The sequence below is a fragment of the Microbacterium testaceum genome (assembly GCF_001476655.1).
Classification (GTDB): Bacteria; Actinomycetota; Actinomycetes; order Actinomycetales; family Microbacteriaceae; genus Microbacterium; species Microbacterium testaceum_C.
Window position 1 is genome coordinate 12,299 of the sequence record NZ_LDRT01000011.1, and the last position, 15,124, is coordinate 27,422.

Here is a 15,124-nt window from a genome sequence, read left to right on the forward strand (position 1 = left end):
CTCGCCGGCGGCCGTCAGTACCCCGTCGACAGCACCCGGTCGAGCATGTCGACGAAGTAGTCGGCCGAGTCCCGCGTCACGCACAGCGGAGGCTTGATCTTCAGCACGTTCTGGTGGTCGCCGGTGGGCTGCATGATCACGCCGAGCTCGAGGAGACGGTCGCAGATCGCGGCGGTCTCTTCGGTCGCCGGGGTGAGGATCGCGCGATCGCGCACGAACTCCAACCCCAGGTACAGCCCCGCTCCGTGGACGGTGCCGACGATCGGATGCCGATCGCCCAGCGCCTCGAGACGCGCCTTGAGGTGCGCGCCGACGACCCGCGCGTTCTCCTGCAGCTGCTCCTCGTCGATGATGTCGAGCACGGTCTGACCGACGACGGACGACAGCGGCGAACCGCCCGTGGAGGAGAAGAAGTATCCCTGGGTGCGGTAGCGGTCGGCGATCTCGCGGCGCGTGATGACCGCCCCGAGCGGGAAGCCCGCCCCGATCGACTTCGCGACCGCCACGATGTCGGGGACCACTCCCTGCTGGTCGAAGCCCCAGAACCACGAGCCCAGGCGTCCGAAGCCCACCTGCACCTCGTCCGCAATGGCGAGGCCACCGAGCTCGCGCACGGTCGCGTACACCTGCTTCAGGTAGCCGTCGGGCAGCGCGACGCCACCCGCATTGCCGTAGAACGTCTCGCTGAGGAAGGCGGCGGGCGGGTTTCCCTCCGCGGCGAGCGCGCGCAGCCGCGCGGCCGCCTCGGGCGCGTAGGCGGCGGCATCCGCTCCCCGGTGGCGACCGCGGTAGGAGTTCGCGGCCTCGACGGTGTGCACCCACTCGGGGCGGGTCTCGAGGGCGTGGGGGTTGTCGGCGATCGAGGTCGAGACGGCATCGCTCGCGTAGGTCCAGCCGTGGTACGCCTCGGCCATGGCGACCACGTCGCGGCGCTCGGTCGCCGCGAGGGCGAGACGGATCGCCAGATCCACCGCCTCCGACCCGGAGTTGACGAAGAACACCGTGTCGAGCTCGTCGGGGAGCGTGGATGCCAGACGCTCGGCATAGCGCGTGATCGCGGCGTAGTGGAAGCGCGAGTTCGTGTTCAGCAGGCGGGTCTGGCGGGCGACGGCGGCGGCGATGCGGGGGTGCGCGTGCCCCACCGAGGCGACGTTGTTGACCATGTCGAGGTAGACGCGACCGTCGACGTCGACGAGGTACTCCCGCCACCCGCGCTCGATGCGGGGCGGACGGGCGTAGTAGTGCTCCTGCACCTCGGCGACGACGGCTTCGCGTCGGTCGAGGAGGTCGTCCTCGACCTCGACGGCGGCGTCGACACCGAGAGCGCGCGTGGCGTCGCCGACGACGCCGCGCCATCCCGGCAGGTCCGCGGCCGGGACCGTCGCGGGGACCTCGGCCGGATCGAGCGTCGCGAAGAGCACGTCGACACGGGACCGCGCCGGAGCCTCGCCGTCGATCTCCGTCTCTCCGTGCCGCACGCTCAGCCCCGCCGGGACCCGCAGCGCGGTCGGCTGCGCGAACCACACGGACGCCGCGGTCGGCACGGTCGCGGGCGCGTTCGGTGTGCGAGAAGGGGCGCCCAGGAGCACGGGACGCAGCGCCGGGAGCACGACCACCTCGGCTCCCTCGTCGAGCAGATGCTGCGCCGCTCGCTCGACGGCGTCCTCCTCGAACCACGCCCCCTCATCGGCCAGTGGTGACAGGGTTCCGGCATCCAGGATCACCGCCCGATCGGGATTGGGTAGCAGCGCTTCGCCGGTCCACTCGGGGGTCGCTGCGGCGGGGCGACCGAGGGCATGCCGGATGCGCGCGGTCGCGACCTCGATGGGAACGGCGGTCGCGCGGCGGAGGATCGAGAACTCGCGGTCGAGAGCCCCGCTGGCGTAGTCGTTCGCCTCGTCGAGGCGCACCTGCTGACGGCCGCTCAGCACGAGGACGACCCCGCGCAGCACGACGAGCGGCCAAAGCGCGGTGATCTCGTCGTCCGAGAGGGGGCGCCGGCGGTCGAAGGCCGCGATGGCGGGGAGCGCCGTGCGGTACGAGCCCCCGGCGTGGTGCAGCACCGACGAGACGGTCACGGCGATCTCACCGACCGCCCACGAGTCGATCACGTCACCGAAGTCGATGACGGCATCGGGGAGGGTCCGGATGCCGTCCGGGCGGAGCACGTTGTCGTCGGTGACGTCGTAGTGCCCGAGTTGGCGCGGCAGGGCGTCGGAGACCGGTGCGAGCGCGGCCAGCGCGCGAGCGGTGGCCTCGGCGGTGAAGGCGCGGATGTCGGCATCCGGCTCGGTCTCGGAGATCTCCGCGATCGCGCGTTCGGCGTGACGGAGGTCCCACTGCAGGACGCGGCCCGAAGCGGGATGCGTCTCGTTCGCCAGGGCCACGCTCACCGCAGCCGAGAGCTCGCCGAGGCGCTCGACGACCCGGGGCGACAGGTAGCCCGATCCCGTCAGCGTCCTGCCCGAGACGAACGAGATGACGCGCGCGTGCAGACGCCCCTGGGAGGTCTCCCACCACCCGGACATCGGGCCACGGGGGCCCTCGACGATCCGCGGGATCCGCAGCGACGGTTCGGCGCGCGCGACGACCGCCGCCGCGGCATCCTGCATCTCGATCTCGGACTCGCTGAAGACCGGATTGCTGATCTTCAGCACGCCGAGGGGGTCGCCGCCCGCGGCGGGGGTGACGAGGAAGTTCTGGTCCTGCTGACTGCCGAGCGAGCGGAGGTCGACGTCGACCCCGTGGACCTCGCGCATCAGCGCGCGAGCCTCGTCGGTGGGAAGTGTGGGGGTCGGCAGCTCGCCGTGGGCGAAGTAATCGAACGAGGTCATGGGGAGCTCTCAGGTGCAGAACAGGTGGGACGGGTGAGGAATGCGGGAGGCGACGCGGCATCCGGACTCCTCCAGGATGCCGCGTCACCGACGATCACGCGGGGATACGTTCGGGCCTCTCGACCTCGTCGTCGAACTCGACCTCCGGCGGGCGGCGACGGAACCCGCGGGTGAGGACCGCGAGCCACACGACGCCGACGCCGATCCACACCAGTCCGACCGTCAGAGCGAGCGGCGACAGGCTGAACCACAGCCAGGCCGTGAGCGCGAATCCGAGCGCGGGCAGCACGCCGTACCGCAGGATCGCGGCTCCTGCGCGCAGGCCCTCATCGAACAGGAAGTGCTTGATCACCGAGAGGTTGACGAGCGAGAAGGCCGCGAGCGCTCCGAAGCTGATGAGCGAGGCCACGGTGTTGAGATCCGCGAAGAGGGCGGCGAGCGAGACGACCCCGACGAAGATCGCCGCGCCGATCGGCGTCCGGTACCGCGTGCTGAGGCGGGCGAAGAAACCCGGGAGCACGCCGTCGCGGCCCATTGCGAACAGGATGCGCGACACGCTCGCCTGGGAGGCGAGGGCGGCGGCGATGCAGCCGGCGATGTAGGCGATGAGGAAGAACAGCTCGAGCCAGCGGCCGGCGGCGACCTCCATGATCTGGTTGGCGGCGGCATCCGGGTTCGCGATGTCGGCGACGTTCGGGATCACCAGGGTCGACACGTACGCGATGACGGTGAAGATGAGCCCGCCGATGATCGTGGTGAGGATGATCGCGCGCGGAACCGTGCGCTGCGGGTCGCGGGCTTCCTCGGACAGGGTCGAGATGGCATCGAAGCCGAGGAAGGACAGGGCGAGCATGGCCGCACCCGCGAGAAGGCCGGGGAAGGTGAGCCCGGCGTCGTAGAGCGGCTGCAGCAGCGAGACGCCGGGGCTCTGCAGGGTGTGGAGCACGGCGCACACGACGAACACCGCGGCGAACACGAGCTGCAGGCCCACCAGCACGAGGTTGGCGTTTCGCACGACGGTGATGCCGACGATGTTGAGTCCGGTGATCAGCAGGACGCCGGCGAGGGCGAACACCCACGGCGGGATGCCGGGGAGTTGGGCGTTGAGGTAGATCCCCATCAGGACGTAGTTGATGAGCGGGAGCAGCAGGTAGTCGATCATGAGCGACCACCCGGTGAGGAAGCCGACGTGACCGCCGAAGGCGCGGCGGGCGTAGGTGTAGGCGCTGCCCGCACGGGGGAACGCCTTCACGAGGGCGGCGTAGCTGAAGGCGGTGAACAGCATCGCCACGAGGGTGACGAGATAGGCGGTCGGCACGTGGCCGCCGGTCGTGACGGCGACGAGGCCGTAGGTGGTGAAGACGGTCAGCGGCACCATGTAGGCGAGACCGAAGATGACGAGGGAGGGGACTCCCATGACTCGCCGGAGCGAGGTGTCGGAGGAGGTCACGGTTTTCCTGTTCGGGTCAGAAAGGGCGAGTGGAGGCGGGGCCGGCGAGCGCCGGTGCCGCGAAGGTGCGGAGGCCGCGTCGCCAGGTTCCGCGGATGCGGGCGTCGGCGATGCGGTCGGCCGGCCCGCGTCGGATGTCACGGTCGAGCCAGACGAGGTCGGCGGTCATGCCGGGGAGCAGAGTGCCGCGGTGGGCATCGTCGCCGGCCTGCCACGCGACGCCGCTCGTGGCGGCGTCCAGGGCTTCGTCGAGGGTGAGTCGTTCTTCGGGCTGCCAGCCCCCGGCGGGCAGCCCGTGTCCGTCCTGCCGGGTGACCGCGGTGCGCAGGCCGAGGAGGACGTCCGGCGAGGTGACCGGCCAGTCACTGCCGAAGCTCACTCGCGCGCCGGCGGTCCGCGCGGCGCGCATGCGGTACTGCCGTTCCCGCGCGGGACCGAGGCGCGGGAGCGTCAGCTCGGTCATCACCGCATCGGCGACGGCCCACTGCGGCTGGAAGCAGAAGGTCACGTCGAGGTCGGCGAGACGCGGGAGATCGGCCGGGTCGACGACCTGTGCATGGGCGATCGTGAGGCGACGCCCGCGACCGAGGCTCTCACGGATGCCCTCGGCAGAGCCGATCGCGGCGCGTACCGCGGCGTCGCCGATCGCGTGGAGATGGATGTCGAACCCCGCGGCGTCGCACGCGGCGACCGCCGCGCCGAGCTGCTCCGGCTGCCAGTTCGGCAGACCGCGCGTGTGGGCGTCGTGGTAGCAGTCGATGAGGTGGGCCGTGTGGTTCTCGAGGATGCCGTCGACGAAGAACTTCACCGTGCGCGCCGTCAGACCGTCCACCCCCACGATCTCGTCGGCGGCGCGGCGCAGGTCGACCAGTTGTTCCGGCCACCGTTCGGGGTCCGCGCGCAGAGCCAGATCGACGTCGACGGCCAGCCGACCCCGACGGGCCGCCGCGACCCATGCGGGAAGGTCGCGGAGCTCGGTCCACGCCTCTTGGACCCACGCGATCCCGTGCTCCGCGAGCCGCTCGGTCGCCCAGGCCAGGGCGTCCACGTCCGCCTCCACCGAGGGCTGCGGGGCGTGGTCGAGAACGAGGTCGATCGCCGGTCGCTCGACGAGCGTGCCGAGCGGCGATCCGTCGGGTCGGCGGACGATGCGCCCCCGCGTGGGGTCGGGGGTCTCGGCATCCAGTCCCGCCGCCTTCAGCGCCGCGGTGTTGACCCAGACCGTGTGGTAGTCCCACGAGTGCAGGACGACGGGACGCTCGGCCTCCCCCTCGTCGAGCCATCGCGCATCGAACATCCCGCCCGGCACGATCGTGGCGTCGTAGCTGCCGCCGATGAGCCACGGGTCATCGCAGGTCGCGGCCCACGTGCGTACCCGCTCGCGGATCTCGGCGACGGTGGTCGCGTCGCGCAGCTCGGGGCCGCGCCGTTCGCGTCCGGCGAGAAGGGGGTGGGCGTGCCCGTCACGGAAGGCGGGGAGAAGCATGCCGCCCTCGAGGTCGACGATCTCAGCATCCGCGGGAACCGCGAGATCGTCGGATGCCACGATCCCGTCGATCACGACGAGTCGGTCGACGTCGGCTGTGGACCCGGCGACCCGGATCGCACCGTTCGTGAACACCACGACCGCCATGGAAACCTCCTCGAGACCACGCTGAGAGAAACATACAGCGTAGGTTTTAAGAACGCTACGGCGTCCCCCGAACGGCGACCCCTCGTTTCGCGGACTCGTCACGAACCCGATACACGGCCGAAACGCGCGCATCGCGTAGCGTTGTCGAACCCCGACCGAAAGGCCTTGCCGTGCCCCGGCCGTCGCACCCCAAGCTGTCGCGAGAGGCGATCGCCCGCGCCGCGCTCGCCCTCGTCGATCGTGACGGAAGCGACGGCGCGAGCATCCGCCGCGTCGCCGATCGGCTGAGGGTGCATCCCACGTCGCTCTACAACCACGTGCCGAACCTCGCGGCGCTGATCGAAGACATCCGGGCACTCGTCTCCGCGCGGATCGACTCGTCCTCCCTCCGCGACGAGGAATGGGAAGACGGCCTGCGCCGGTGGGCCCGGTCCTATCGCGACGCCTTCCGACGCCACCCCCGCACGATCCCCCTGCTCATGTCCCACCGTTCCTCGGCACCGCTGCTGATGTCGCAATACGAGGACTTCGCCGTCGCGGCCGAACGCGTGGGATGGACGAGCGACGACATCCTCCCCCTGCTCACCGCGTTCGAGTCGTTCATCCTGGGCAGCGTGCTCGATATGTCGGGTCCCTCGGTCATGTTCGACCCGACCGGTCAGGAGGAGCGCGTGCCGCGCTTCGCCGCGGCCTACGCCACCCTCGTCGACCAGGACCCCTCCGACCCTGTCGCCACACGGGCGTTCGAGCTCGGGCTCTCCCTCCTCATCGCGGGGGCTCGGCCACAGCGGTAGGTGATTTCTGACGCCCCGCAGGCGAGCGCACGGGTGATCGTCGATCGATGACCCCTGCGCCAGCCCAGATCCCCGCGCCTCACCCGCCCACGAGTCGGCACGATCGCCGCCGGATCTCCTCCTCGCCTCCGCTACAACCGAGGGGCGTCCGCGCCCGGCGGCGCGTGATGAGGAGAACCGTGTCCACCCCCACTTCCCCGGCGACGCGCCGTCGCCGACTCGCCCTACCCGTCGTCCTTGCCGGAAGCGTCGCGTCGCTGATCCTCGCGCTCGGCCTCTCGCCGACCGTCGCCGCCTTCACCGCCCAGATCCAGAACACCGTCGACACCGCCGGCAGCGGAACCCTGATCATGCAGGAGACCAACAGCGCCGGCACCGTGACCTGTAAGAGCACCGACGGCACCACCATCGACACCAACAGTGCCACCTGCTCGACGATCAACAAGTACGGCGGCACGCTCACGATGACCCCGGGTCAAACCGTGTCGACCACCGTGAACATCAAGAACATCGGCACCGCCGACGCGAGCTCGTTCACGTTGACGCCCGGCGCGTGCGCCCAATCGAACAACGGCACGCCCAACGGCTCCGCGAGCGACCTCTGCACCAAGATGACGATCGCTGTCACCTCGGGAAGCACCTCGATCTACTCCGGCACCCTCGCGGCGTTCAACGCCTCGGCGATCAACATCCTCACCAAGCTCAGCACGACGTCGGTTCCCTCGGGGACCAGCATCCCTTTCACCTTCGCGGTGACCCTGCCGACCGGACTCGGTAACACCTACGCCGGTCTCCAGGTATCGCAGCCCCTCACCTGGAACTTCGGCGCCGGCTCCTGAGCCGTCGTCCTCCCGTGACCGACGACACCGCGGCATCCGAGCTCCCGCAACGACGTCGGTCCCTCATCGCCGCGGGGATCGTGATCGGCATCCTCGCCCTCACGATCGCCGCGGCGTCGGCGATGACAGGTGTCCGACTCTTCTCGATCCAGACACCGAGCATGGGCGAGACCGCCCCGGTCGGCTCGCTCGTCGTGACGCAGCCGCAGGCGCAGTACGACGTGGGAGAGATCGTCACCTTCACCATCGACGACCGCACCGTCACGCACCGCATCGTGGGAGCGTCCGGCGGGACCTTCACGACCCGGGGCGACATGAACGGGTCGACGGACGGGTGGTCCCTCTCCCCGGATGCCGTCATCGGGCGCGTCGTCTTGATCGCCCCCGGGGCCGGCTTCGCCCTCACCGCCGCCCCGTGGCTCCTCCTCGGAGCGGTGCTCACCGAAGCGGTGACCTGGTTGCGACGCGCGCGAGCGGGCTGGTTGTGGAGCGTCCGCTTCATCGGGTGGTCCACGGTCACGACGGCCGTCTCGCTCTGGCTCCGTCCCTGGTTCAACGTTCGACTATTGGACTACCGCCCCGCACCCGACGAGGGCGTGCTGATGCACATCGTGAACACCGGCATCCTCCCCGTCATGGCCCGCGCGACGCGGCTCGTCAGCGGACAGGATGCCTCGGTCCTCTCGACCGATCGTCTGCCCAACGGCGCTTTCACCCTCGCCCCCGTCCCGGACCCGTCCTGGCCGGTCCGTCTGCTGCTGATCGCCGCGTGCCTGCTTCCGTTCCTCGGCGCCCTGCTCGTGCGTCCCACGGATCCCGAGCCGTCGCCGACGGGCCTGCGCCTGCGACCGGACCGACGCGGTGGTCGGGTGGTCATCCCCGCCACGATCCTGACGATCGTGACGGTCGTGGTGCTCGTGACCGTCTCGACCTCGACCGCCGCCTTCAGCGCGACGGTGCGCAACAGCGCCGACGTGGCGGGAACGAATCCGTTCTTCACCTGTCGCGATGCGGAATCGTACGTCGGCCCGGGGTCGACCTGGGCGGCGTACCGCCTCTCGGGGACGGGGACCCTCACCGAAGGGGACTTCTCGGGCAACGGCCGAACGGGAACGTATGCCCAGCCGCGAGCGACGGTCTCCAACGTCGGCTGCACACGGGACGCCCCTCAGCGATCGGTGTCGTTCACCGGCTCACAGTGCCTGTACGTCCCGGGATCGCAGACGAGCCCGAACGTCTTCTCCATCGAGGCGTGGTTCCAGACGTCCTCGACGAGCAACGGCCGCATCATGGGATTCAGCGACGGCGTCCTCTCGAGCAACGACGGATCCTGGGATCGCCTGATCTACCTCGACGCGACGGGGCGGGTCGTCTTCGGCATCTTCCCGGGGACCACGGTGACGGTGGCCAGCCCCGCCGGGCAGAACTTCGCGGACGGCGCATGGCATCACGTCGTGGCGACGCTGTCGAGCGCCGGCATGACCCTCTACGTCGACGGGGCCCTCGTCGGTGCGAGAGCCGATCAGACAGCGGGGCAGAACTTCACGGGGACCTGGAAGATCGGCTGCGGACAACTCCGATTCTGGACGAACGGCTCCGCGGTCGGAGTGATGGACTACGACGGGCCGGATCACTTCACCGGTCTCATCCAGTACGCCGCGATCTACACCCGCGCGCTCAGCGCCGACGAAGTGCGCTGGCACTACGCGGCCGGACGCTGATCCTCACATGCGCGCGTAGCGCGCGCGGGCGAAGCAGAACAGCCCGTACACGATGAGCCCGGCTCCCACGAGCCACAGCACGATCTGCCCGAACGGCAGTGCCGCGAGCGACCGCAGCGCGGAGTCGAGGCCACCGGCCGCCGACGGGTCGTGGGTCAGCGCCGCGATCACGAACAGCACGCCCGCCACTCCCACCGCCACGCCCTTGGCGATGTAGCCGATCATCCCGAAGGTGCGGATGCCGCGCCCCGCCGTTCCGCCCGGGATCGACAGGTGCTTCTCGAACGCCTTCGTGAATCCGCGCACGACGAAGGCGGCACCGACCGCGGCGACGCCGAGTCCGATGACGACGAGGAGCACCACTCCGGCGGAGTTCGACAACAGCTGTGCGGACATCGTCTGCGACGACTGCGACGAGCTCGAGCTTCCCCCGAGGGCGAGGGTGAGCGCGGTGCCGGCGATCGCGGCGTACGCGACCGCCGTCCCCACGAACTTGGCGCGATGCGCCCAGCGCTTCTTGGCATCCGGATCCTGCTCGACGATCGCCTCGGCGATCTGCCACACCGCGAGCGCGGCCAGACCGACGACGATCACCCAGAGGAGCACGACGCCCGCGGGAGCCTGCGCGACCTTCTGCAACGCGCCGCTCTGATCGGCGCTGTCGCCACCGGATCCCGTGGCGATCGAGATGGCGATGACCCCGATGAGCAGGTGAAGAAGACCGAGCACGACGTATCCGACGCGCGCGGCGACTTCGAAAGCGGTCGAGTCCTGCGCCCTGTTCGCGGCAGCCGAGGGAGAAGTCATCCCGGAACCGTAGCCCTCAGGCGCTTTCCGCGACGGGGCGTTGCGCTCGACGCTCGCGGACCACTTGGATGAACGCCCACACGAACGTCGAGACCGCGATCCCTTCGAGCGCTCCCGCGACGACGTCCGACAGCCAGTGCGCATGCAGATAGGTGCGACTCCACATCATCACCAGGACCCAGGCCACCCCGGCGATCCACACCCACCGACGACGCAGGATCAGACCGAGGACGACGGCGATCGTCGTCGCCACCGCCGTATGCCCCGAGGGGAAGGAGGTCGCCATCGTCTCGGCCAGAGAGTCCTCGGGCCGCTGCCGAGCGATGATCGCGGCCATCGGGGCGCCGATCGCCACGACGAGGGCGATGGATGCCGCCACCGTCAGCGCGTCCCACGGGCGCCGCCGCACCGCGAAGACGATCGTCGTGGCCACCCCGATGACGATCATGCCGATCGTGCCGCCCACGGTCGCGGGGATCCAGGCGACGATCACGCCCACCGGTGTCGCGATCCCCGCCATCGCGGCATCCCACCACAGGTCGATATCGAGGGCCGTGTGCCCGTTCAGCGCGACGACGAGGCGCAGGGCGACGAAGGCGACCGTGGCCGCGACGCCGATGACGAGGGCGACGGTGCGGCGCGCGTCCGCAGCGACGGCCGGGGGCGCGACGGCGTCGATCGGTGTGGCATCCATTCCGGCATGCTGACAGGACGGGATGCCGCGCAGCCAGGGATTGCATCCGCATTCGCGAGCACTCCCGTGCGGACTTCGGGGGACGCCACGCGAGGAAATGGGGTCGACGGCGCAGAAGGACGCGGAGCGCGAAAGCTCATCGCTGAGAGAATGGAACCGAGGAGAAGGAGACCGCTCATGGCTGCACTCGATTCGCCGAAGGCCCGTCGTGAGCTCGTGATCGACACCATGGCGAGCTGGGCCCTCGAAGACATGGAACCCACCCCGGAGATGGTGAAGGACATCGCCCTCTACGTCGAGGGGAAGATCTCGACCGCGGAGATCATCGCGAAGGTCAAGAGCGGGGGCTACCGTGACTGAGGATTTCGTCGACCCGTACGTCTATCCGGGTTCGAGCGCCCTGAAGAACCTTCTCGACGAACGCGACCGGAACCGTCTCGAACGGCAGGAGTATCAGCTCACCCTTGCCCGCCGGATGGAGCTCGAAGTCACCCCGATCACAGGGCCGTTCGACCTCGCGCGGTGGGCCGAAACCCACCGTCGTCTTTTCCAGGACGTGTACGCGTGGGCTGGTCGACTTCGAACGGTCGAGATCAGCAAGGGCTCATCTCAGTTCCATGCGTCGGCGCTGATACCGGCCGCGGCGAGGAGTACCTTCGACGGGCTTGCGACGTCCGGCCTGTTGAACCCCGCGATCGACGAGCCCGCGTTCGTGGTTTTGGCAAGCGATCTGCTTGAGAAGATGAACTACATCCACCCGTTCCGCGAAGGCAACGGTCGGACACAGCGAGCCTTCCTCGACCAGGTCGCGCGAGTGTCGGGGCGTCGGCTCGCCTGGCGCAATGTCACTTCCCGGGAACACCTGACCGCCAGCATCCGAGCCTTCAACGCGGGGAACGGCGAGCCGTTCCGGCCGATTCTCGAACTCGTGCGTCAGCCCCCGCTCGATGGGCTGTCCCCCCTCGACCCTTCCGTCTACCAGGTGACGAGACCGCGCTGACACCCCACCGACGCTCGACGGGCTCCCCGGGGATGACGAGCGGTCGCCGGGAGATAGGGGACAGCGCGAGCAGGAGCACCCCGAGCAGGAGCAGGATCGCTCCGACGACGATCACGACGACTCCGATGCCTGTCGCCATCGCTTCGGGAGCCAGCACCCAGCCCCAGGAAGAGCGAGCCCGTGACGAGGTAGAAGGGGTTGAACGCGACGAGGAAGAGGTAAATCGCCCCGGCGACGAAGAACAGCGCACTCGAGACGAACAGTGCGGTCGGGCGGTCCGCCGTGATCCAGTCCACCCCTGGGCGACCGTCCTTGACGCGCATCCCGGTCCAGCGGGCTCCGTCGCGCGATGAGCACGACAGCCCGACCCTAACCGAGCGGTCTCGACGAGAGCGCGCTCAGCGCACCCTTGACATCGGCGACCAACGTCGGCGGGGCAGAGACGGCCGCGAGCTCCTCGCGCAGCCGTCGGCCCGGCACCCACCGGACGTACGCGTCGAACTCGAGCTGCATCTCGGTCGCGTGCGCGCCGATCGCGCGCGAGACGGCGGCGCACGCGCCCGGGGTGTCGGCGATGAGCGCGAGGTCGCTGTCGACGTCCAGCGTGTGACGCGGTCGCGCGAGAGGCGCGTCGACCATCCAGCGGTGAAGACCGGATGCCACCTCGAACGGCGCGCGGTCGCCGAGATCGACCCGCGCGCTCGCGCCGTGCGGGACCGTGGCCGTCAGCGCGATCGTGTCGCCCACGCGCTGCCACCGCACGCGCGCACGCCCGAAGGGGGTGTCGTGCACCGCCTCCGCCCAGGTCAGCGCCTCGACGAACCACGGGCGGACCTCCACGACGGCGCCCTCGATGCCGAGCCCCGCCACGCGGCGGTGCAGCACATCGCCCACGGATCCGAGCGCGTAGTGGTTCAGCGAGGTCATGCCCGAGGGGTGAAGGGTTCCGTCGGGCCGGACGGCATCCCATCTCTCCCACATCGTGGTCGCGCCCATCGAGAGCGGATAGAGCCAGGACGGACACATCGTCTGCAGGAGAAGGTTCTCCGCCGCCGCTTCGTGCCCGTTGTCGAGGAGAGCGTCCAGGACGACGGGGGTCCCGAGGAAGCCCGTCGCCATGCGGTATCCCCCCGCGCGCAGGAGGAAGGCGAGGCGGTCGGCCGCCGCCTGGCGCCGCGCGTCGGGCACGAGACCGAAGGCGAGGGCGAGGGCGTACGCGCTCGGGGCGTCGGAGGCCAGGCGTCCCGCGGGGGTCAGGTACGCGGCGCGGAAGGCCTCGCCGATCTCCTTTGCGAGCGCCGCATACCGTTCCGCCTCGCCGGACTCACTCGCCCGCGCGACGAGCTCGGCGGAGTGGAAGAAGTACGCCGTCGCCACCAGTCCCGGATCGGCTCTGGCCTTGTCGGGACGCTCGACGGTCGGATCGAGCCAGTCGCCGTACTGGAACCCCGTCTCCCAGAGGCGTCCCGGCCCGGCGAGGTCGGTGACCGCGTCGACCCACGCCCGCATCGCGGGGAGCATCTCGGCCAGGACGGCGTCGTCGCCGAAGCGTCGCACGAGGACGTCCGGGATGACCGTCACCGCATCGCCCCAGCCGGCGGCCGCGACGTCGCCGAGCGCGCCGAGCGTGTCGGGGACCACGGTGGGCACCCGCCCGTCGCGGTCTGCCTGCTCGCTCCGCAGATCGCGTAACCACGAGGAGAAGAACGCGTCCGCGTCGAACAGGGTCGCCGCCGTCGGGGCGAACACCTGCGCATCGCCCGTCCAGCCCAGTCTCTCGTCACGCTGCGGGCAGTCCGTCGGCAGAGCCAGCGCGTTCCCCTCGAAGCTGCGGACGATGTTCGCGTGCAGGCGGTTCAGCCGGTCGTCGGAGCACGAGAACCAGCCGGTGCGCCGCAGATCGGTCCCGAGCACCTCCACCTCCACCCGCGCGGGGTCGACCTCGCCGCCGTCGATCTCGACGTACCGGAAGCCGTGGAACGTGAATGCCGTCTCGCACGAGCGCTCCCCCGCCCCGTCGAGGACGAACTCATCGGTGGCCGCAGCCGCGCGCAGCGGTCGCACGCACAGCTCGCCGTCCTCGAGCAGCTCAGCGTGCCGCACGGTCACGACGGTCCCGGACGGGCCGTCGGCGACGAGGCGCACACGGCCGACGACGTTCTCGCCGACGTCGAGCAGGACGGTGCCGGGTCGGGATGCCGGCAGCTCGCGCATCCGCCGCATCGTGCGGATCCTCCGCACCGGCTCGACGTCGATCACCGTCGGCGCGCTCCGCGGGGGTGTCCGCGCCGGTGTCTCCCAGGACGCGGCGTCGAATCCCGGCATCCTCCATCCGTGCTGTTCTCGGCGGTAGTCGATGCGCTCGCCCGCGTACAGCCCGCTCGACACGATCTCGGTGCGACGGTTCAGCCGCCATCGGTCGTCGGGGCCGATCTCTTCGACGTACCCGTCGAGGTGGGTCAGGCGCAGCACGACGCCCGCGGCTGCGTGATCCCCGTAGAAGCGCGCGGCCGTGTCGCCGAAGCCGTACCGCTCGGTGAACCACCCGCCGGCGACCCGCAGCGACAACACCTGCGTGGAGCACGGCCGCAGCAGCGGCGAGACGTCGACCGTGACGAGCGGCAGGCGGTGCTGATACGAGGTCCAGCCGGGCGCCAGCACCGCATCGTCGACGGGGATGCCGTCGAGCGCGGCGTCGAAGACCCCGTGCGCCGTCGCCCACAGGCGGGCCGACACCACGGTCGCGCCGATCTCGATCTCCCGACGGAGGGCGAACGGTACCGCCTCGCCATCGGGATCGGGGATGCCGAGCAGCGGCGCGGTCCACGCGCCGGGGAAGAAGACCGCGTCGACGGTGAGCGCCGGACTCCACGGCATCCATTCGCCGTCCGCACCGGCCACGCGGACGGACAGGTCGTGGCGCGCTCCCGCCGCGAGGTCGGCGAACGGCCACGGGACGAGCACGCCGCTCGCCGGTACCGTCACCGGCTCGGCGTGGTCGAGACGCATCTCGGCGCGGGTCGCCGTCCACCCCGCGGGGGCGTCGACGAGCCACGAGACCGGGGGGCGGGGGTCGCTCGCGACGCTAAGGTCGCGGCGGCGGCCGATGCGCAGGCCCGCGATGCGGGAGGGGTCCCTCATGTGGTCCTTTCGAGACCCGGCGCCGCTGTGGAGGCGGTGCCGGGTCGTGGTCAGCGGTGCGCCGGGCGGCGACGGCGGAGCAGGATTCCGGCTCCGAGCACGACGGCGGCGAGAGCGGGGAACAGGATGCCGATCACGGGCGGCGTGCCCGTGCGAGCCAGTGTCGCGGCGGGGAGGTCCGGGGTCGCGGCGCCGTTCCCCGGGGGAACGG

General features: G+C 70.5%; 11 protein-coding genes. 5 read left to right on the forward strand and 6 right to left on the reverse strand.

The window, feature by feature from the left end:
* Positions 1-14: 14 nt before the first annotated feature.
* From NS220_RS02190 to NS220_RS02200, 3 genes are all read right to left on the reverse strand, one after another.
* Positions 15-2,834, reverse strand: coding sequence for an aminotransferase class III-fold pyridoxal phosphate-dependent enzyme (locus tag NS220_RS02190; protein WP_058622471.1), 2,820 nt, complete (start codon positions 2,832-2,834; stop codon positions 15-17).
* 94 nt (positions 2,835-2,928) lie between these two features.
* On the reverse strand, positions 2,929-4,284 hold the full coding sequence (locus tag NS220_RS02195) for an APC family permease (protein ID WP_058622472.1): 1,356 nt from the start codon (positions 4,282-4,284) through the stop codon (positions 2,929-2,931).
* Positions 4,285-4,300: 16 nt separating this feature from the next.
* Positions 4,301-5,917 carry an amidohydrolase gene (locus tag NS220_RS02200; protein ID WP_058622473.1) on the reverse strand — a complete coding sequence of 539 codons (1,617 nt, stop codon included), beginning with the start codon at positions 5,915-5,917 and terminating at the stop codon, positions 4,301-4,303.
* A gap of 170 nt (positions 5,918-6,087) precedes the next feature.
* Between NS220_RS02200 and NS220_RS02205 the strand changes: the two genes are divergently transcribed.
* The 3 genes from NS220_RS02205 to NS220_RS02215 all read left to right on the forward strand — a co-directional run bounded on the left by NS220_RS02205 (position 6,088) and on the right by NS220_RS02215 (position 9,271).
* Positions 6,088-6,711: a TetR/AcrR family transcriptional regulator C-terminal domain-containing protein gene (locus tag NS220_RS02205; RefSeq protein ID WP_058622474.1), complete on the forward strand. Its 624-nt coding sequence runs from the start codon at positions 6,088-6,090 to the stop codon at positions 6,709-6,711.
* A gap of 179 nt (positions 6,712-6,890) precedes the next feature.
* Positions 6,891-7,550 (forward strand): hypothetical protein, encoded by a 660-nt coding sequence (locus NS220_RS02210; RefSeq protein ID WP_206542980.1) that lies wholly within the window; start codon positions 6,891-6,893, stop codon positions 7,548-7,550.
* A 14-nt stretch (positions 7,551-7,564) separates the two neighbouring features.
* The gene (locus tag NS220_RS02215; RefSeq protein WP_058622476.1) at positions 7,565-9,271 is read left to right on the forward strand and encodes a LamG-like jellyroll fold domain-containing protein; all 1,707 of its coding nucleotides are present in this window, start codon (positions 7,565-7,567) and stop codon (positions 9,269-9,271) included.
* A 3-nt stretch (positions 9,272-9,274) separates the two neighbouring features.
* Here the strand turns inward: NS220_RS02215 and NS220_RS02220 are convergent, their stop codons facing one another.
* The gene (locus NS220_RS02220; protein WP_058622477.1) at positions 9,275-10,078 is read right to left on the reverse strand and encodes a DUF1206 domain-containing protein; all 804 of its coding nucleotides are present in this window, start codon (positions 10,076-10,078) and stop codon (positions 9,275-9,277) included.
* A gap of 16 nt (positions 10,079-10,094) precedes the next feature.
* Positions 10,095-10,772 (reverse strand): phosphatase PAP2 family protein, encoded by a 678-nt coding sequence (locus tag NS220_RS02225; protein ID WP_058622478.1) that lies wholly within the window; start codon positions 10,770-10,772, stop codon positions 10,095-10,097.
* Positions 10,773-10,949: 177 nt separating this feature from the next.
* Here NS220_RS02225 and NS220_RS02230 point away from each other — a divergent pair, with 177 nt between their 5' ends.
* Both NS220_RS02230 and NS220_RS02235 read left to right on the forward strand, forming a co-directional pair.
* Positions 10,950-11,132 (forward strand): antitoxin VbhA family protein, encoded by a 183-nt coding sequence (locus NS220_RS02230; RefSeq protein WP_058622479.1) that lies wholly within the window; start codon positions 10,950-10,952, stop codon positions 11,130-11,132.
* Between the two features lie 115 nt (positions 11,133-11,247).
* A complete protein-coding gene (locus tag NS220_RS02235) occupies positions 11,248-11,772 on the forward strand; it encodes a Fic/DOC family protein (protein ID WP_193755247.1) in 525 nt (174 codons plus the stop codon).
* 369 nt (positions 11,773-12,141) lie between these two features.
* On the opposite strand, the gene NS220_RS02240 is transcribed toward NS220_RS02235, so the two are convergent.
* Complete coding sequence (locus tag NS220_RS02240) at positions 12,142-14,913, reverse strand: alpha-L-rhamnosidase (RefSeq protein WP_058622481.1); 2,772 nt, start codon at positions 14,911-14,913, stop codon at positions 12,142-12,144.
* Positions 14,914-15,124: the final 211 nt, after the last annotated feature.

Excerpts from the sequence above, each read along its gene's own strand:
- NS220_RS02190 (WP_058622471.1), bottom strand. The coding sequence starts at position 2,834 with ATGACCTCGTTCGATTACTTCGCCCACGGCGAGCTGCCGACCCCCACA.
- NS220_RS02200 (WP_058622473.1), bottom strand. The coding sequence starts at position 5,917 with ATGGCGGTCGTGGTGTTCACGAACGGTGCGATCCGGGTCGCCGGGTCC.
- NS220_RS02220 (WP_058622477.1), bottom strand. The coding sequence starts at position 10,078 with ATGACTTCTCCCTCGGCTGCCGCGAACAGGGCGCAGGACTCGACCGCT.
- NS220_RS02225 (WP_058622478.1), bottom strand. The coding sequence starts at position 10,772 with ATGGATGCCACACCGATCGACGCCGTCGCGCCCCCGGCCGTCGCTGCG.
- NS220_RS02230 (WP_058622479.1), top strand. The coding sequence starts at position 10,950 with ATGGCTGCACTCGATTCGCCGAAGGCCCGTCGTGAGCTCGTGATCGAC.
- NS220_RS02235 (WP_193755247.1), top strand. The coding sequence starts at position 11,248 with ATGGAGCTCGAAGTCACCCCGATCACAGGGCCGTTCGACCTCGCGCGG.
- NS220_RS02240 (WP_058622481.1), bottom strand. The coding sequence starts at position 14,913 with ATGAGGGACCCCTCCCGCATCGCGGGCCTGCGCATCGGCCGCCGCCGC.